At 55.2% G+C, this 17,109-nt stretch carries 18 protein-coding genes and 1 tRNA gene; 12 read left to right on the top strand and 7 right to left on the bottom strand.

From position 1 onward, the window contains the following. Positions 1 to 41: 41 nt before the first annotated feature. Together AMUC_RS03045 and rpsN are read right to left on the bottom strand one after the other, a co-directional pair. Positions 42 to 302, bottom strand: a complete 261-nt coding sequence (locus AMUC_RS03045) for an FmdB family zinc ribbon protein (RefSeq protein ID WP_012419609.1) — start codon at positions 300 to 302, stop codon at positions 42 to 44. A 72-nt stretch (positions 303 to 374) separates the two neighbouring features. Then, on the bottom strand, positions 375 to 644 hold the full coding sequence (rpsN, locus tag AMUC_RS03050; protein ID WP_012419610.1) for a 30S ribosomal protein S14: 270 nt from the start codon (positions 642 to 644) through the stop codon (positions 375 to 377). A 935-nt stretch (positions 645 to 1,579) separates the two neighbouring features. Between rpsN and AMUC_RS03065 the strand changes: the two genes are divergently transcribed. The 9 genes from AMUC_RS03065 to AMUC_RS03105 all read left to right on the top strand — a co-directional run bounded on the left by AMUC_RS03065 (position 1,580) and on the right by AMUC_RS03105 (position 11,405). Continuing rightward, positions 1,580 to 2,872, top strand: coding sequence for an argininosuccinate synthase (locus AMUC_RS03065; protein ID WP_012419612.1), 1,293 nt, complete (start codon positions 1,580 to 1,582; stop codon positions 2,870 to 2,872). Between the two features lie 101 nt (positions 2,873 to 2,973). Next, the gene (locus AMUC_RS03070) at positions 2,974 to 4,026 is read left to right on the top strand and encodes a sulfatase-like hydrolase/transferase (protein WP_052294429.1); all 1,053 of its coding nucleotides are present in this window, start codon (positions 2,974 to 2,976) and stop codon (positions 4,024 to 4,026) included. A gap of 23 nt (positions 4,027 to 4,049) precedes the next feature. Further along, the gene (locus tag AMUC_RS11805; RefSeq protein WP_325058579.1) at positions 4,050 to 4,430 is read left to right on the top strand and encodes a sulfatase/phosphatase domain-containing protein; all 381 of its coding nucleotides are present in this window, start codon (positions 4,050 to 4,052) and stop codon (positions 4,428 to 4,430) included. An 86-nt stretch (positions 4,431 to 4,516) separates the two neighbouring features. Then, the gene (locus tag AMUC_RS11810) at positions 4,517 to 5,755 is read left to right on the top strand and encodes an RsmB/NOP family class I SAM-dependent RNA methyltransferase (protein WP_012419613.1); all 1,239 of its coding nucleotides are present in this window, start codon (positions 4,517 to 4,519) and stop codon (positions 5,753 to 5,755) included. 52 nt (positions 5,756 to 5,807) lie between these two features. After that, positions 5,808 to 6,572 carry a triose-phosphate isomerase gene (gene tpiA, locus AMUC_RS03080; protein WP_012419614.1) on the top strand — a complete coding sequence of 255 codons (765 nt, stop codon included), beginning with the start codon at positions 5,808 to 5,810 and terminating at the stop codon, positions 6,570 to 6,572. A 147-nt stretch (positions 6,573 to 6,719) separates the two neighbouring features. Further along, positions 6,720 to 7,403, top strand: coding sequence for a type II secretion system protein (locus AMUC_RS03085; RefSeq protein ID WP_012419615.1), 684 nt, complete (start codon positions 6,720 to 6,722; stop codon positions 7,401 to 7,403). Positions 7,404 to 7,533: 130 nt separating this feature from the next. Beyond that, on the top strand, positions 7,534 to 8,145 hold the full coding sequence (locus tag AMUC_RS03090; protein WP_012419616.1) for a hypothetical protein: 612 nt from the start codon (positions 7,534 to 7,536) through the stop codon (positions 8,143 to 8,145). 159 nt (positions 8,146 to 8,304) lie between these two features. Then, a complete protein-coding gene (locus AMUC_RS11815) occupies positions 8,305 to 9,933 on the top strand; it encodes an arylsulfatase (protein WP_012419617.1) in 1,629 nt (542 codons plus the stop codon). A 581-nt stretch (positions 9,934 to 10,514) separates the two neighbouring features. Then, entirely contained in the window at positions 10,515 to 11,405 is an 891-nt protein-coding gene (locus tag AMUC_RS03105) for a hypothetical protein (RefSeq protein ID WP_012419619.1), read from the top strand. Positions 11,406 to 11,647: 242 nt separating this feature from the next. Here the strand turns inward: AMUC_RS03105 and AMUC_RS03110 are convergent. The 4 genes from AMUC_RS03110 to AMUC_RS03125 all read right to left on the bottom strand — a co-directional run bounded on the left by AMUC_RS03110 (position 11,648) and on the right by AMUC_RS03125 (position 13,363). Then, a tRNA-Lys gene (locus AMUC_RS03110) sits at positions 11,648 to 11,723 on the bottom strand. An 85-nt stretch (positions 11,724 to 11,808) separates the two neighbouring features. Beyond that, positions 11,809 to 12,231 (bottom strand): acyl-CoA thioesterase, encoded by a 423-nt coding sequence (locus tag AMUC_RS03115; RefSeq protein WP_123038939.1) that lies wholly within the window; start codon positions 12,229 to 12,231, stop codon positions 11,809 to 11,811. A gap of 48 nt (positions 12,232 to 12,279) precedes the next feature. Then, positions 12,280 to 13,029 (bottom strand): ComFC family protein, encoded by a 750-nt coding sequence (locus AMUC_RS03120; protein ID WP_012419621.1) that lies wholly within the window; start codon positions 13,027 to 13,029, stop codon positions 12,280 to 12,282. A gap of 31 nt (positions 13,030 to 13,060) precedes the next feature. Beyond that, the gene (locus AMUC_RS03125; RefSeq protein WP_012419622.1) at positions 13,061 to 13,363 is read right to left on the bottom strand and encodes a hypothetical protein; all 303 of its coding nucleotides are present in this window, start codon (positions 13,361 to 13,363) and stop codon (positions 13,061 to 13,063) included. 85 nt (positions 13,364 to 13,448) lie between these two features. On the opposite strand from AMUC_RS03125, the gene mazG reads away from it, so the two are divergent. Further along, entirely contained in the window at positions 13,449 to 14,258 is an 810-nt protein-coding gene (mazG, locus tag AMUC_RS03130; RefSeq protein ID WP_012419623.1) for a nucleoside triphosphate pyrophosphohydrolase, read from the top strand. Positions 14,259 to 14,270: 12 nt separating this feature from the next. Here the strand turns inward: mazG and AMUC_RS03135 are convergent, their stop codons facing one another. Continuing rightward, positions 14,271 to 14,654, bottom strand: coding sequence for a hypothetical protein (locus AMUC_RS03135; protein ID WP_233420566.1), 384 nt, complete (start codon positions 14,652 to 14,654; stop codon positions 14,271 to 14,273). A gap of 71 nt (positions 14,655 to 14,725) precedes the next feature. Here AMUC_RS03135 and AMUC_RS03140 point away from each other — a divergent pair, with 71 nt between their 5' ends. Together AMUC_RS03140 and AMUC_RS12500 are read left to right on the top strand one after the other, a co-directional pair. Further along, complete coding sequence (locus AMUC_RS03140) at positions 14,726 to 15,784, top strand: ribonuclease D (RefSeq protein WP_012419625.1); 1,059 nt, start codon at positions 14,726 to 14,728, stop codon at positions 15,782 to 15,784. 461 nt (positions 15,785 to 16,245) lie between these two features. Continuing rightward, positions 16,246 to 17,079: a zinc ribbon domain-containing protein gene (locus AMUC_RS12500; protein WP_042447652.1), complete on the top strand. Its 834-nt coding sequence runs from the start codon at positions 16,246 to 16,248 to the stop codon at positions 17,077 to 17,079. The last annotated feature ends 30 nt before the right edge of the window (positions 17,080 to 17,109 follow it).

Below are 17,109 nucleotides of genomic sequence, written 5' to 3' on the forward strand. Positions count from 1 at the left end.
ATTCGGAGAAGAAGGCAGAGATATTGCCCGGCACTTTGTCATCACAGTTTTTCATAAACGCCCTTGTCCCGGCGCTCCAGCACGGTGAATCCGGCAGCCTTGGCGTCTGAAACGGAAAGAGGCTTGGTCACCTCCGGCACATTAATGCGGCTGATGACCTTACGCACGGGATGCTTGCACACAAGGCATTTTTCAAGCGGAGCACGGTCCACGGGACGCCTCAACTCAAAACCGCGGCGGCACACCGGACAGGACTGTCCGGGGTCGTCAGGGTTTTCAGAAATATACTCGTATATGGGCATAGCAAAACGCTAGGCTAAATAAAAATCAGCCTAGCGTCAAAATCTTTATAAGGCTGCAACCTTTTCCTGTCCTTACCAGCTGGACTTGGTCACACCGGGAATCATGCCGGCATTGGCCAGTTCACGGAAGGAAATACGGGAAAGCTTGAAACGGCGGATAAATGCACGGCGGCGGCCGGAAACAAGGCAGCGGTTGACCGTACGGGTCGGGCTTGCATTGCGGGGCAGCATGGTTAAACCGATATAATCCTTCTCAGCCTTCAATTGCGCACGCAGTTCTGCATAGCGCTTGACGGTTTCAGCCTTTTTCTTGTCTCTTGCGATCCAGCTCTTCTTAGCCATAAGTTCGGCGGAATAAGTAGAGGGACGGGGATGAAAAATCAAGCGCTTTTTTTCGATTTTATCAAATTCAAGCCGTTTTCAATGTCATCCGACCTTTCCGGCGGTCTTTGCGCATGGAATTGAATACCTGTTTCTTTCACAAACATATCGCGTGAGGAGGCATCCGGAACATTCGCAACAGGATGGAAGAAGCTAATTTATTTAACTCTTCCTAACCATTATCTCCAACACCCCAGGAAACATATTTGAAAGAAGTTCATGCAAAATACCCCGCTCCCAGGGCTCGGAGGACATTTTCTGAAAATTTTTCTAGAAATATTCCGGCATGAAAACGGCGATCGGGCAGGGAAGCTCCGTCGTAAAAAACGGCCCTTATCTCCGTCCCTGCAGTAAATATTGAAGAAAAAAGACATGGGGAGTTCTGCCTACACGCACCGCCTGTTTCAGATCCATTGCGCAATCAAATTCATCATCAGGGAGGACAGGACCGGGAACTGCACCATTTACGCAGACTGGCGGCGGAACCGTTCACCGGACAGGCTTCAGCTGGGAATTTCCGTGAGAGTATGCAAAAAGAACGCAAGATATGGCTATCTTTATATAGGAAAGCGGCTGTTTCACTCCTGTTCCGGATGATGGCCGAAGATTGCCGGATTCATGAACGGAAACCGGAAAGGGCCGACATTTTCAGCATTTTGTACGGAGTGCCGTTTTCCAATGGGTTCCGGTAAAAATCCCGAGTAAATTCCGGAAAAAGCTGTGGAAGAAATGAGCGTTGCTTTCCCCGGTAAGGCCGGTTCATCTCCGCTTGGAACCGTTTCATCAAAGCAGTCTCCGGCGGCTCCGGGAAAAAGCCCGCGGCGAAACATGATTTTGTCCTTTCCTCCGGGGGGGGAATGGGGCATCATGCCGCCGCACACTAATCATTGACGTACATGAAAATCGTAGTTGCATACTCTGGCGGCCTTGACACCTCCGTTCTTCTGAAGTGGCTCAAGGAAAAATATAATGCCGAAATCATCGCCTACTGCGCAGACGTAGGACAAGCGGAAGAACTGGACGGACTGGAAGCCAAAGCCCTGGCGACGGGCGCCTCCAAGTGCTTCATCGGCGACCTTAAGGAAGACTTCGCCACCAACTACATCTTCCCGATGATACAGGCCAACGCCCTTTACGAAGGCCGCTACCTGCTGGGAACCTCCATCGCCCGCCCCTGCATTTCCAAAGACATGGTGGATCTGGCCATCCGGGAAGGCGCGGACGCCATCGCCCACGGCGCCACCGGCAAGGGGAACGACCAGGTCCGCTTTGAACTGGCCGTCAATGCCCTGGCTCCGAACATCAAGGTCATCGCCCCGTGGCGCGATCCCGAATTCCGCCAGCAGTTCCCGGGCCGCACGGAAATGATCGCCTACGCGGAATCCCACGGCATCCCGATCCGGCAGTCTCTGAAAAAGCCTTATTCCATGGACCGCAACCTGCTTCACATTTCCTTTGAAGCCGGGATGCTGGAAGATACCTGGTACGACGGCACCACCCCCGCCGACCGTGAAATGTACAAGCTTTCCGTTTCCCCGGAAGATGCTCCGGACCAGGCCGAATACATCCAGCTCCTGTATGAAAAGGGCAATGTCATCGGCATCCAGTACGATGGTCTCGACGTTCTGCTGAAAGAACTGGGCGTCAACCCGAAAGGAGAACGCGACGGGTATACCCTGCTCAGCCCCCTGGGCGTCATGTACGTGCTGAACGCCCTGGGCGGCAAGCATGGCATCGGCCGCGTGGATATCGTAGAAAACCGCTTTGTGGGCATGAAGAGCCGCGGCATTTATGAAACTCCCGGCGGCACCATCCTGCTGGCGGCCCACCGCGATATTGAAACAATTACAATTGATCGGGAAGTGCAAAAGGTGCGCGACTCCCTCATCCCGGAATACGCTACGCTGGTTTACAACGGCTTCTGGTTTGCACCGGAACGCGAGGCCATCCAGGCCCTGGTAACCAAATCCCAGGAAACCGTCAACGGGGAAGTACGCCTGAAGCTTTACAAGGGCAACGTCATGTACGCCGGACGCCGTTCCCCGCAGTCCCTGTATTCCGAAGAAATCGCCACGATGGAAGGCGGCCACGAGGAACTGTACAACCAGAACGACGCGGAAGGGTTCATCCACCTCAACGGATTGCGCCTGAAGCAATTCAGCCGCGTCAACAAACCCTACGGCAATTAAGCGCCCGTAACGGTACCACTCTTTATCAAACCGTCCGGAAAAGGTATTCCGGACGGTTTTTTCTTTGCAATAACCTTTTCCTTTCCTGCGTAGTGACCGTTATGGGATTTCTTTCACACGCATTTCTGGCGGCTGCATTTTCGCTCTCTCCGTTTTTGGCATCCGCCGCGGCCTTCAAACCCAATATCATTTTTATTTACGCAGATGACCTGGGCATGGGCATGCTGGGCTGCTATGGCCAGGAAATCGTGAAAACACCCAATATCGACCGCCTGGCCAGCCAGGGCATCATGTTCACCCGGTGCTACAGCAGCCAATATTGCTGCCCGGCGCGCGCTTCCCTGCTTATGGGCGTGCACGACAGCCACTCCCATTCCTACACCCAGACGGCGGGAGCCCTGGTCATCACGGCGGAACGGAAAGGCTGGTCCAATGAGCAACTGGAAGAGAAAGCGGCACGGGCAGCACGCATCAAGGCCGCCGAGGGAGAAGTGTTCCTCCCGGAATTGCTGAAAAAGGCCGGATACGTCACGGGACAGTTCGGCAAGCTGGAATGGGGATTCACCACCTGGCACGGAGAATTGAAAAGACACGGCTGGGACCGCTATGTAGGGTACATGGACCATCAAAGGGCCCATGGCTTTTATCCCTCCTTCCTCTGGAAAGACGGCGAACGCCTCCCCCTGAAAGGCAACACCCACGCCGACGGAGGCAAAACCCCGGAAGACTACAGTCCGGGAGCCACAGAAAAACGAAGAGGCAACAGGGAAGGTAAAGTCACCTACGCTCCGGACGTGATGCTGGCGGAAACCCTTCGTTTCATGGAGGAAAACCGGAACAAGCCCATGTTCATCTTTTTTTCCACCAACCTTCCCCACGGCCCGGTAGATATTCCTCCGGAAGAAAACACGTACGCGGGCTCCCCCTCCATCCGTCAGGCCTATGGCAATGCCAGCGGAACCAACAGGGAATGCTCCGGAGCGGCAGAAGAATACGCTTCCATGGTGGACAAGCTGGACAGGCAGGTCGGAGCCATCGTGGACCAGGTGCGCAAGCTGGGCCTGGACAAGCGCACCATTATCATTTTCAGTTCCGACAACGGGCATGAACTTTACTACCGTACAGATAAAGGCCGCGGCCGCGGGCCGGACTGAAATGGACCAGCCATGAAGGAGGCATCCGCGTTCCCCTCATCATTTCCTGGCCCGGCACACTGCCCTATGGGAAGGTCTGCCACAGCCTGGTGGCCAATTACGACCATATGGCCTCTTTCGCCGATCTTGCGGGGGTCCGCATGCCGGAAGGTAAAGATGCCGTTTCCTATATAGATATACTGTCCGGCAACTCCGCCAGGCAGCGCGATTATGTGGTCGTGGATCACACCGTCATCACGGGGGACGGCTGGAAGCTTACGCAAAAACAAAATAAACCGTTCCTCTTTCAAATAGGCAAGGACCCTGAAGAAAGACATAATCTTGCGGAAACAAGGAAAGACCAGCTGGAAAAACTCCGGGCCATTTACAGGAAGGAAGTGGGCAGCCCCAGAAAAGACAGGTGAAATCCGGAGCTGGCCCGGCATCCTCCTTTTTCCGCCGGGCGTTTTTGCAGGTTGAAACCTGAACGTTCCGCATGTAGAGTTCCCCGGTGAAGAACAATCCCCCCTCCCCCCGCCAGACAGCACTAAATTGCCTGAGGAGCTGGCATGCAGGCCGCTCCTTCGCGGAAACCCTCGTGGACCGGGAATGTTCACGAACCGCGCTTCCATCGGCAGACAGGCACCTGGTGCAGGCTTTGGTCTTCAGCGTATTGCGCAACCAGACCTGGCTGGACCACGTCATCGGAACCCTCCGGAAAGGCAGGCTGGACGTGGAAGCGCGTCTTATTCTCCAACTGGGGTTGAGCCAGCTTTTTCTGCTGGGCATGGCGGACCACGCCGCTGTGTATGAAACCGTGAATCTCGCGTCCGTACGCCTGAGAGGACTGGTAAACGCTATCCTGCGCAACGCTTTGCGGCGGGAGAAAACCATTCTGGAGGAACGGGAAAAACTTCCGCTTTCCATTCATTATTCCACCCCCGCGTGGCTGGTACGGAGATGGACGGAACAAATGGGGCCGCAAATGGCCCGCGACCTGCTCCGCTGGAACAATACCACGCCGCGCCTGTATGTGCGCGCCAATCCTCTGATGCCCATGAAAAATATTCCGGCCTCCCTCGCCCCGCTGGACCGCGCGCCCGGCTGGTTCTCCGTGGAAGGCCTTCTGCCGCTGGAGGAAATTAAAACAGGCTCCCTTTACGTAGCGGATCCTTCCACCCGTTATTCCATTGATTTGCTGGCCCCACAGCCCGGAGAGGAAATTCTGGACGCCTGCGCCGCCCCCGGCGGCAAATCCGCCGCCATCATCGCCGCTACCGGAGGCAAAGCCCACCTGACCGCCACGGATCTCCACGAACACCGGCTGCCCACCCTGAAGGAAAACCTGGACAGGCAGGGTTCTTCCTTCGTCAGGACGGCGCAGGCGGACTGGTCCCTTCCCTGCCGCACGGAATGGAAGGGCCGCTTTGACGCCGTGCTTCTGGACGTTCCCTGTTCCAACACCGGAGTCATCCAACGCCGCGTGGACGTGCGCTGGCGCCTGACTCCGGAGGAAATCCGTCGCCTGACCGCACTCCAGAAGACCATCCTGGAAAATGCCTCCCGCGCCGTCAAACCGGGCGGCAGACTGGTTTATTCCACCTGTTCCATTGACGCGGAGGAAGACGGACTGCTGATCAGGGACTTTTTGCAGAACCATCCGGAATGGACGCTGAAAGAAGAAAAACTTATCCTTCCCCACGAGGAAAAATCGGACGGCGCGTATGCGGCCCTTTTGATCTGTGCTTGACCTCAGCTTCAATTTGTCAACAATGCGTGTTCCTGATTAATATCATTCCATTATGTCCCGCAAACCCATCATTGCCGCCAACTGGAAGATGAACATCGGCCCCGCCGAAGGCACCCAGTTCATCGAAAGCTTCAAAAACCTCATTAAGGGGAAAGACGTCGCGTGTGACGTGGTCATCATCCCTCCCTTCACCACCATTCCCTCCGTGCAGAACGCTCTGGGCGGTTGCTCCTGCATCGCCGCCGGAGCCCAGAACGTCTCCCAGTACGACAACGGAGCTTATACCGGTGAAATCTCCACCAGCATGCTGAATGAACTGAACCTCAAGTATGTGGTGCTCGGCCACAGCGAACGCCGCCAATATTTCGGAGAAACGGATGCCATTATCAACTCCAAAATCAAGAAGGCCATCGCCGCAGGCATCACCCCCATTTTCTGCATCGGAGAAACGAAGGACGAACGCCTGGGGGGCATTTTGGAACCCGTGCTGGAAATCCAGCTCAAGGGCGGCCTCAAGGATCTCACCCCGGAGGAGGTATCCAACCTGGTCATCGCCTATGAACCCGTCTGGGCCATTGGCACCGGCCTGACCGCAACTTCCAAGGAAGCCCAAGAAGCCCATTCCTTTATCCGCAAGGTTATTTCCGACGTCTTCGGAGCAGACGCCGCCGCCAAGGTGCGCATCCAGTACGGCGGCTCCGTAAAACCGGAAAACGTGGAGGAACTCATGGCCCAGCCGGACATTGACGGGGCTCTGGTTGGCGGCGCTTCCCTGAAGCCGGAATCCTTCGCTGCTCTGGTAACTTCCGCCAAATAAGCGGAATCCGGCGCCACCCCTTCTACAGGCCGGTCCTTCACGGGACCGGCCTTTTTCATCTCCGGAGCACCGGCCTCGCTCTTTTCACCCAAGAGCGCAGTTTCTGCCTTTTCAAGCAGCCTAAATCGTGCATAATGGCGGGAAATCATGAAAACCCGCTTACTTACCCCACGCAGCAAAGGTTTCACGCTCATTGAAGTTCTCGTAGTCATCGCCATCATTGCCTTGCTGGCAGGCGTCTCCTACAGCATTTATTCCCATGCCACGGAAACGGCAGCCAGAACGCGCTGTACGGACAACCTGCGCCGCATTAGCGACTGGGGCAAGGAATTCGCAGGCCAGAACGGCGGAAAACTGCCCTCCAGCGGCATGAAAGACAGCCTCCTGAGTGCCAGGGAATGCCGGAACTGGTGGGACGCCCTGGCGCCCATCGTTAATGCGGAACAACCCGACCTGATCGCCCGGAACGCCAAGGAACCCAACATGCTCCCGGACACGTTCCGCTGCAAAAACGACAAGCGTCCGGAAATCCTCGGAGCGGAGGATGCCAACCTTCCCGCCGGGCCGGACACCATTTCCTACACCAGCTGGCTGGACAACCGGAAGGGGCGTCCTATGAATGTGGCGCGCGGCCAGGCCCTGCGGGGCAAACCCTGGATCAGCGACGGCATCCCGATTGACGGGCGCAGCGTCATCACGGAACAGGATTTTGAGGAAATCGTAGTCCCGGCCCTTGAACGCCACCAGGGAGGAATCATGGTGCTTTATGCGGACGGGAAAATATCCCCCGTTGAGGACCCTACGCTTAACAAAGTCACCCAAGGTTCCTGAACCCCTTGTTTCTCCGCCCGGCGCGGGCGGGAAGCTGCCGGACCATTGCCGGCAATCCAGTGGAATTTTCTTCCTACTCCCACTGATTCGCCTTTACGAAACCGAGATAATCATTAAGGTTAGCGTCCAGATGAACCAGCATGCTCCCTTCCTGCATCCGTACGATGGAATGATACCACTGTCTGTGGCGGGGTATATCCTGGGAACCGTTCTGTTGCTGGTCCACCTGTATGCGCTGGTAAAAAGGCAGCAGGTGCAGGCTTTTCTGCTGGCGTCTCCGCGCAACCACCTGCTGGCTCAGATTCTGCTGGCCGGCGGCCTGTTCTGGTTCTTTCTGCTGGTGGCTCCCGAAGGATTGGGCGTGCTGAGCCGCTTTCGGGTGGGGCTGGCGGAATTTGAAGGTATCCGCTGGCTGCTCCAGCTGGCATGCCCCGTCTTTCTGGTGCTGATGGTCACGCAGGTGAAAAACCTGCTCTTTCCACGGGCGCTAGGCATCTTCGGCCTGATGGTGGCAGCTCCCCTGCTCAGTGCCGCCTTCCTTCAGGAGCCAGTGACCAGGCTCCTTATTCCCATCTGGTGTTACATCGTCATTTTCCTTTCGATTCTCTGGATAGGCAAGCCCTACCTGTACCGCGACATGGTCAATAAAATATGCTCCAAACCTGCTTGGTGGACGCCTCTTTGCCTGGGAGGAATGGCCTATGGAGCCGCCATTCTGCTTTGCGCCATCCTATGGTGGTAGGGAGGCCGCCTCTTCCGGCACTGCTTCATCACGCAGAAAAGACATTCAGCCGCAGGAGAAGGCCTCCGGCAAAAACAGGCATACGCAGGACGGATCTTTCCGGAACGGCCTGTTTTTTCCTCCTGCTGCAAGAATCAATAGCGGTTCCGCTTATTATATATGATATTCCATATTCCTTTCATGTGCTCTACCCTGCGTTCCTCCATCATGTCCAGCATAGCCTTCTGGTTGCTTACCCTTGTCCCTTCACTGGCGGACAGGCCTAATATCGTCCTTATCCTGGCTGATGACATGGGATGGTCCGACCCGGGCTGCTACGGTTCGGAAATACCCACTCCAGCCCTGGATACCCTGGCCAGACAGGGGATGCTGGCAACCCGGCTCTACACCGCTTCCCGCTGTTCACCCTCCCGGGCCTCCATCATGACCGGCTGCGAACCTCACAAGGTGGACGTAGGGCTCCTGGATGACGACAGCGGGCGCCCCGGCTACCGCGGACGCCTGAACCCGGGTATCCCCACCCTGCCGGAACTTCTGAAAAAAGCGGGATACCGTACCTATCTTTCCGGGAAATGGCATCTTGGAAAAGTTCGGGGATCCTACCCATGGGACCGCGGCTTCGACCGTTCCCGCGGTTTGCTGGGTGGAGCGGCAGATTACTACAGGCCCATGCCGGACAGCCCCTTCGGTGAAAACGGGAAACTGCTCCGTCCGGAGGATCTGCCGGAGGATTTCTACATGACGGACGATATCACCAAAACGGCTCTGGCCTATATTGGCGATGCCGCCAAAAGCAGGCAGCCCTTCTTCCTTTACGTGGCTTATACGGCTCCGCATACACCCCTCCAGGCCCCCCGGAGGGAAATAGAAAAAATGCTCCCGTTCTACAACGGCAAATCCCCCCATGCCATTGCTTCCAAAAGACTGGAAAAACAAAAGCTGCTGGGAATCGTCCCTCCTGCCGCCAAACTGGGCATGGCCGGCAAATTCAATCCAGAAGGCTATGAAAAAACTTCCGCAAAGCGGAAGGATTATATTGCCGAATGCATGGCCACCTACGCCGCCCAAATCGTTATCATGGACCGCGGCATAGGCCGCATTCTCGCGTCCCTAGAACGTCACCGCCTCAGTGACAATACCATCGTCATGTTTTTATCAGACAATGGCGCAACAGCGGAAATGCCCCAGAACAATAAAAACAAGAAGACTACCCTCCCCACAGGCCCGCTGGGAGAAGTCGGATGCAGGGACGGATACGGCCCCATGTGGGCGGCTGTGTCCAATACCCCTTACCGCCAGTATAAAATAGAAACCTTTGACGGAGGGCTGTCCGCCCCCTTCATCATTCGCTACCCTTCCAAAATACGTCCGGGATCGCGCTACCACTCGCCTTTCCTGCTTCAGGACATCGCCCCAACCTGCCTTGCGTGGGCCGCTCTCCCAATTCCGGCCCATATGGACGGCAAGCCGCTCAACACCTACTGGAATAATCCTCCGGAACTTCCTCCGTCCAAGGTGTGGGACTTCATTCCCAATACCTGCCCTCCCCGCACTATCTTCTGGGAACATCAGAGGAACCGGGCGGCCCTGACAAGTCAATTCAAGCTGGTGGCCCCCAACCGCGGCCCCTGGCAGGTGTACGACATCAGGGACAGGACGGAACAGAACAATCTGGCATCCAGGCACCAGACGCTTGTAGAACAATTGTCCGCACAGTACAGGAAATGGGCGGCGGAAAACCATGCCGAACGACACAGCCCGGCAGAAAAACGGGCATACGCGCCCTAAACGTTTCTATGGGAATCCCCTTCCGGAAGAAAATTCTGATTTCCGTTTCCTCAAGTAACGGAAAACGGCATGTGATTCACCGGGAAAGAAAAAGCAGGGAATAACAGTTATTCCCGTCCGCGGCAACATTCCTGTCTCCCGGGCATTCCGGGAACCATTCATTATTTTCACACTCCTTGCCATCCTTTCCCATGAAGGGGAATTACATAAAAATCCGCTTCTTCATTCGGATTTTTCCTATGCCCTATTTTTTGCCCTGTAATCAAAAATAATTCCTTTATAAGGTTAAAACCAGGCAAAACACCGCTGTTTACCAAATCATTTCCCAAAAGGAAAACTCTTCTTTTTTCCTAACAATTATTGGAATAAAAGAATCCTTATCATTCAAAGAAATACCGTATTAGAATACTTCTAAATTAGCAAAAAACTCATTGATTGTAAATAAACTTAATTTAAAATGCCATAAGAAAAAACCTTTCTGTACCTTACCTTCGTTCTGCACAGCCGTCACATCAGATATGGAATATTTTTGATAATCAATTCATAACACACCTTTAACAAAACTTGCACAGCGTCTTTTTATGTTCAAAGAGCCCTCTTTCCTCAAAAAAGCAAATCTGTTCCAGCCTATTCTGGTTGTCGTGATCTCCATCATCGGGGGAACTCCCATGGAAGGAGCCAATACGGGGAAAATAGTCCTTTTGATCATCCTGGGCGCCGCTTTCATTGTATGGCATGTGGAATGCCAGAGACTGCTCAACAGAAACCGGGAAACCAGGGAACATGCCTGCGCCCTGAAAAACCGCAGTGCGGCTCTTTACAAAAAAACTTACGCCGCCCTGAGCGGAGAATACGAAAACTTCGCCAATAAACTGAATGGAGAAAGTTGCCGGGAGGCAAAAACGGACGGTTCAAGGGGGACGACGGAAAGCTTCAACGGAGCCTGCCTGTTCCTGTGCTCCACCATTGCCGCTGCGCTGGCTGAATATAAAAACTCCCTTGTCTTTGAAGTGCTTTATATTCAGGCAGAGCGGAGGAAAGACCAAACCTTGCTGCACGTTATAGGCTACGCACAGGGAGAACACAATAACGACACCCCTTCCCTGCTGGCACAGCCTCCGCGGCCCGTAACGAAAACACCCGCCATGCTGGATGAACAATTATTCGCGGAACGCCACCTCAGCCCCCTGGTTCTTTCCAGCCCGGAAGAAGTGCAGCGCAGCTTTTTCCGGAAGCGCAACCAGCCTCCGGAGGAAAAATACATGCAGTATCTGGCCATTCCCGTCCTGAGCAAGAGAAATGAAATCATCGGGCTTATCGAAATCGCCGTTAAAAAAAATCCGTTCATTTCGCCCGTCACCATGCTGGAAGCCCATGAATTGGCCGACGTTAAATCATGGTTGTACCATTTAAAGGACCATTTCCTGTTGTTTCATGAAATAGAACGCGCCGTCCGGGATGGATTCCCATGACGGCAGTACGGACAGAATAGCCTGCTACGCCCAACGCCATATCCCTTAAAAATTTCCTGGGATATATATATTCCAGCCTATTTACAATCAACTACTTCCATCTTTTTAACCAGAACGGTTACCGCCATATAATGCTATTAACCTGTAAGTGAAACAGATAGCACTTGGGCCATTTTCTGCATCTGAAACAAGAAAGAGAAAACCCTGTAAACTATTGAGTCCACAGGGTTTCAAAAAAGGAATGGTACTTGGACCGGGACTCGAACCCGGGACCAATAGATTAAAAGTCTACTGCTCTACCAACTGAGCTACCCAAGCACTTACCCTTGCTGGAAGGGCGCAAGCAGTAAACACCACACCCCCTTTCATGGCAAGCGTAAAATGGAAGATGGACAAAAAAAGATCAGGATTCCATGCATTCCAGCCATCTCGCACGCCATTCGGCAGGAATACGCACAGGACGCCCCTGCGGCATCTGGACCAGGGCTAGCTGCTGATGAGCCCTGACCAGAAGATCATTATTGGAAGCGCGCCTCATTTCAAAATCGCACCAGAAGCGGGCCCGGTCCACGGATTGAAGCCATCCCGTCGTCAAAATGGTGTCTCCCAGAACGGCCGGACGCACATAGTCAATCTCATGGCGCACCACTACGGCAAACTGCTGCAAATCGCTCATGGTTTTGTAATCCATTCCCAATTTAGCTCCAAGTTTGGTACGGCAGGTCTCAATCATGCGCAAATAGGCCAGGTTATGAACCACCCCGCCGCAGTCCGTATCATAAAACATGACTTCATCTTCCGTATGAAACATCAGCTCCGGATTCATGCCTGCCATTGTAAAAAGGAAACAGGCGGGCTGAAAGAAAATTCCGGTTCAGCCGCGCCATGCATGATGCGTCCGCGCCAGCGTCAGCACGCAGACGGAAGCAGCCCCGGAGCGGAGGAGCAGACGGGCGCAGGAGTCTGCCGTGGCTCCGGTCGTAAAAACATCATCCACCAGCAGCACATCCCTGCCCCTGACGGGGCTGCGTTTCATCCTTTTTTCATCCGCCGCATAAATTTTACGGGCATGTCTGAGCCGCTGCTCCCGCGACAAGCTGGCCTGGGGAAGCGTATCCGGCAGGCGTTTCAGCACGCCGGCATACGGCCAGCCCAGTTCCTCTCCCAGCAGAACCGCCAGTTCCTGCGCCTGGTTGTACCCCCTTCGAGCCTGTTTGCCGCGGTGCATGGGCACGGGAACGATCAGGCGTTTTTTCCCGCCGAACCAGTGAGGATTTCCACGCACTGCCTCTGCCATCATCTGCGCGAAGGAGCCGGCCAGATGAACGGCTCCCCCATATTTGAAAGCCAGCAGAAGATCCCGCAATGATCCCGTATTCACATACACGGCACGGGCTTCCTCAAAAGAGGGGAGAGCTACCGCGCAGCGACGGCATAATCCGGACGGGATGAAGGAACCCTCCGCCGGTTCCCCGCAGACGGCACAGAAGGGAGGCTCGACAGGCACGAAACTTCCGCGGCAGTCCGGGCAAACATGGCAGCCATCCAGGCCGCCGCGGCCGCATAACTCGCAGACAAAAGGATACACCCAGGAAAGCCATTCCCTGACAACCGACCTCAGCATTCCCCGCACGGCAGAAAGTTGAAAGAGGCTCCTATCGTTCGCACTTCCCATCGGGGGAATCGGCGCCCTCCTCTTCCGGCATCTCTTCCAGAAGCTTGTCTATGGTTTCAATGAAACGCCACGGGCACCGCTTGCGCTGGTATTTACGCCACAGCACATCACGCAGGGTCACCCAGTGCGCCCGCGTTAATTCCACGTGTTCCCATTCCACATCGTCACGTTCCGCACGGCCCACCTTGGGGGCGCACTCCAGCTTCCATTTGCCGGCATGGTGGCATGCCCTGTACACCAGGGTTCCCTCTTCCGTGCGTTCTTTCCACGTGTGAACTTCCATGGAGGCGAGTGTAAGGAAGAAGCGTTTCGGGTAAAGAGGAATTTTTTCTAGTCATCCGCCCTTGCGCGATTAGTATGGCTCCGTCATGAACGACACTGAAATGATCGAATGCCGCGAGCCTGCCCTTCAAATGCAGCGCCTCATCGCCATCATGAAACGTCTGCGCGCGCCCCACGGCTGCCCCTGGGACGCGGAGCAAACCCACCATTCCCTGATTTCCAATATGATCGAGGAAGCCTATGAAGTCGTGGACACCATTCAGCGGAATGACTGGACGCAGCTGAGGGAAGAATTGGGCGATGTTTTGCTTCAAGTGGTTTTTCATGCGGAGATTGCCCAGGAAGCAGGGCGTTTCGATTTCAATGACGTGGCTGCGGAAGTAAGCGAAAAACTCGTCCGCCGCCATCCCCACGTATTTGCCCAGTCCAAGGCGGACACGACGGATGCCGTATTAGCTCAGTGGGACAAGATCAAACGCCGGGAAAAGGGGGCGGAAACAACCCCATACCTGCATGGAACAGGCAAGGGGCTGCCGCCCATGCTCCAAGCATGGAAGCTCCAGAAAAAAGCCGCCAAAGTAGGATTTGACTGGGCGGACGCCCAAGGCGCCCTTGACAAGGTGAAGGAAGAAACCGCGGAATGCGGGGAAATTCTTTCCGCACCGGAGGAAGACCCCCGCGTCGCGGAAGAATTGGGGGATCTTCTGTTTTCCGTAGTCAACCTGTGCAGGAAAAAAGGAATCGACCCGGAAACGGCCATGGCCGGAGCAAACAGAAAATTTGAGCGGCGTTTCAACGAAATGGAACGGCTGCTTGCCAAAGACGGTCTTTCCCTGGAAGAAGCTTCTGCGGAGGCCATGGAGGCACGCTGGCAGCAGGCAAAATCCGCCCGGTAACGGAATCCGGGGTCAGGCCATCATGTCCATGTTCGGGTCTTTCCAGGCCGGATCATATCCCTTGGCATAGCTGAACACATGCTTGTGCATGTATTCGAAGTACTGCTCTTTCTGCATGGGGGTGAGCCGTTCCCAGATGGCTACATTCAAGGCACGGCATACCTTCTGCATCATTTTCAGGGTAAGCTGGCGCCCCTGCCGGGCTTTTTGGACCTGCTTGTGGGTAAGCTGCTCCGGAGAAATTTCCACCAGGTCGTGATTGGTCAGATGCCAGCGCTTCATCAGTTCATCCAAAGGCTGTTCTCCGTGGTTGCGTCCGGTTGCTGTGGCTTCCTCGTCCATACGCCTTCCTTCGTGCCCTATTTCCGGGAAATAGGCAATACATGATTGCCCCATCAGCACTTTTTTTGCATTTCCAGTTGCCCGGCGTCCGGATACATGGTTCAATCCCGCTCCGTTGCAATAAGATGATTAGCGAGAAAGAGGAATTACTGGAATGGCGCAAACGCGCCGCCGCACAGCCCGCGGGACGGGTAGTCCTGGATCTGGAGGCAGACAGCCTGCACCGCTATCAGGAAAAAATCTGCCTGATCCAATATGCGGACGAAACGGGTTCCTGCCTGATTGACCCTCTCTCTATCGAAGATATGGGGCCTTTCTACAACTGGCTGAAAGAAACGGAAGTCTGGATGCACGGAGCGGACTACGATATGAGCCTCTTTCAAAACGCCTGGGAAACGCTGCCCGCCATGATCTGGGATACGCAGACGGCGGCGCGCCTGCTGGGCTTCCGCCAGTTCGGGCTGGCAGCCCTGGTGGAACACTTCCACGGCATCACCCTGAGCAAATCTTCCCAAAAGGCGGACTGGGCGCGGCGCCCCCTTTCCCCAACCATGGTCACTTACGCCCTGAACGACGTAAATTACATGCTGGACATGGCGGACAAACTGACGGCCGCCCTCCGGAAAAAAGGACGCATGGGCTGGTTTGAAGAAATTTGCAGACATTCCATGGAACGCGCCCGGGAACGCCATCTGGCAGGCCATCAGGACCCCTGGCGCATCCAGGGCTGCGGCAAATTGAACAGGAAGGGGCTGGCCGCCCTCCGGGAAATGTGGACCTGGCGTGATGCGGAAGCCAAAACGTGGGACAAACCCGCGTTCATGGTTTGCTCCAATGCTGACCTCATCCAGTGGAGCGTGGCTCTCCAGGAACAGCGCACCGTGGCGCCCCCGCCCCGTTTTCATGCCCACAGGCGCAGCCGGTTCATGAATGCGCTCCAGAAATTCTACCTGCTGGATGAAGAAGACTACCCATGCCGGCCCCGCATTCAGCGCCGGCAACATTCCGACCAATTTGAGGACAATCTGGCCCGCCTGTGCAAACTCAGGGATGAAAAAGCTGAAGAACTGGGCATGGAAGGCTCCTTCCTGATTACCCGGGCCTCTCTGGAAGCTATTGCGGAAGACAGGGAAAAAGGCGTTTCCACCCTGTTGAACTGGCAGAAGGAAGCCCTGGGTTTTTAAACGGTCCTTTCTGCAAAGGAAAAACATCCGGACGGAAGCACCAAGGCCCGGAAAGTCCGTTGTCCCCCTCTTTCCCCATTCACCCAGCATCATCGCCCATTCATCCCGGACGGCCAACACAAGCTTTCTCCCTGAACATTCCCGGCTTTCTGGAAGCGTTCTCCGCTCAGGGCAGACAGGAACAGAAATCTTCCCCCGCAAACGCCGTCTTCCCCTGCCTGTCTATTTACATTGAGCGGAAGACAGTTTTTTCTATAATGCAGGGCAGTTCCCTTCCTCCATGCCCTCCAACCGCCATTCATACATGGTCCTGGCAATCTTCTGCGTCTGCGCCCTTGCCATATGCGCCTTCCTTTCCTGGCGGAACCAGGAGAAAAAAGACCGGCTGTCGCGGCAGTACGCGGAATTTTCCATGCCCCAGACCTCGAAGGGAAGCACGCCGGCACAACAGAAAGCCCTGCTTGAAATACTTAGCAGAGAACAGAAAAATATTTCTCAGGCTTCCCCGCACCGTCAACAGGCGGCAGAACCGCCGCCCCGGAGCCAAGAAAAAATCTTTTCCCCCCCGGCAGGGCATGCTAGGGTGGCAGGCGATGAATCATGCCGATTTAGACCAGTTGCTGATCCTTCAGGAAAAGGATGTGCGGATCTCCAAACTCCGGAAGGAGCTGGCTTCCCTGCCGGAACAGAGAACGCGCCTGCTGAAGCAGATGGAGGCCATCAAGCAGAAGGCCCTGGCCGCCAAACAGGAAGTGGCAGGCATTGAAAAAAGCATACGGGACGTGGAGGCCGCCGTTGAAACCAAACGCGCCTACATCGGCAAAATGAAAACCCTTCAGTCCAACACCCGGAAAAACGAGGAATACCAGATGTGCATCCAGGAGGTGGAAAAAACGGAAGCCGCTATTGACTCTCTGGAAACCTCAGAGCTGGAATTGATGGAGCGCCTGGAAACAGCAAAAACGGACATGGAGCAGAAAATCCGCCGTGCACGGGACGCCCAGCGTGAACTGGAGGAAACGCTCGCGCGCTTTGACCGGACGGCAGAGACGGACAAGGAGCTCCTTAACCGCTTGAATGCGGAACGCGCGGATCTGGCCGCCGCCGTTCCGGAAAATTCCCTGGGGGAATATGAACGGATGACCAGAAGCAAGGGGGTTCCGGTCATTGTGCCAATGGATGAAAAAGGCCATTGCGGCGGCTGCCACATGGTTATCACGGACAACGCCCGCATGAAAGTGCTGGGCGGCCACGAGACCGTTTACTGCGACAGCTGCCACCGCATCCTCCACTGAAGGAGTTTCCAGGAACGCCGCCGGGCTTGC

The organism is Akkermansia muciniphila ATCC BAA-835 (genome assembly GCF_000020225.1).
GTDB classification, from domain to species: Bacteria; Verrucomicrobiota; Verrucomicrobiia; order Verrucomicrobiales; family Akkermansiaceae; genus Akkermansia; species Akkermansia muciniphila.

Coding starts and splice junctions, on each gene's coding strand:
- AMUC_RS03045 (WP_012419609.1), bottom strand. CDS start 302: ATGCCCATATACGAGTATATTTCTGAAAACCCTGACGACCCCGGACAG.
- rpsN (WP_012419610.1), bottom strand. CDS start 644: ATGGCTAAGAAGAGCTGGATCGCAAGAGACAAGAAAAAGGCTGAAACC.
- AMUC_RS03065 (WP_012419612.1), top strand. CDS start 1,580: ATGAAAATCGTAGTTGCATACTCTGGCGGCCTTGACACCTCCGTTCTT.
- AMUC_RS03070 (WP_052294429.1), top strand. CDS start 2,974: ATGGGATTTCTTTCACACGCATTTCTGGCGGCTGCATTTTCGCTCTCT.
- tpiA (WP_012419614.1), top strand. CDS start 5,808: ATGTCCCGCAAACCCATCATTGCCGCCAACTGGAAGATGAACATCGGC.
- AMUC_RS03085 (WP_012419615.1), top strand. CDS start 6,720: ATGAAAACCCGCTTACTTACCCCACGCAGCAAAGGTTTCACGCTCATT.
- AMUC_RS03090 (WP_012419616.1), top strand. CDS start 7,534: ATGAACCAGCATGCTCCCTTCCTGCATCCGTACGATGGAATGATACCA.
- AMUC_RS11815 (WP_012419617.1), top strand. CDS start 8,305: ATGATATTCCATATTCCTTTCATGTGCTCTACCCTGCGTTCCTCCATC.
- AMUC_RS03105 (WP_012419619.1), top strand. CDS start 10,515: ATGTTCAAAGAGCCCTCTTTCCTCAAAAAAGCAAATCTGTTCCAGCCT.
- AMUC_RS03115 (WP_123038939.1), bottom strand. CDS start 12,231: ATGAATCCGGAGCTGATGTTTCATACGGAAGATGAAGTCATGTTTTAT.
- AMUC_RS03120 (WP_012419621.1), bottom strand. CDS start 13,029: ATGCTGAGGTCGGTTGTCAGGGAATGGCTTTCCTGGGTGTATCCTTTT.
- AMUC_RS03125 (WP_012419622.1), bottom strand. CDS start 13,363: ATGGAAGTTCACACGTGGAAAGAACGCACGGAAGAGGGAACCCTGGTG.
- mazG (WP_012419623.1), top strand. CDS start 13,449: ATGAACGACACTGAAATGATCGAATGCCGCGAGCCTGCCCTTCAAATG.
- AMUC_RS03135 (WP_233420566.1), bottom strand. CDS start 14,654: ATGGGGCAATCATGTATTGCCTATTTCCCGGAAATAGGGCACGAAGGA.
- AMUC_RS03140 (WP_012419625.1), top strand. CDS start 14,726: ATGATTAGCGAGAAAGAGGAATTACTGGAATGGCGCAAACGCGCCGCC.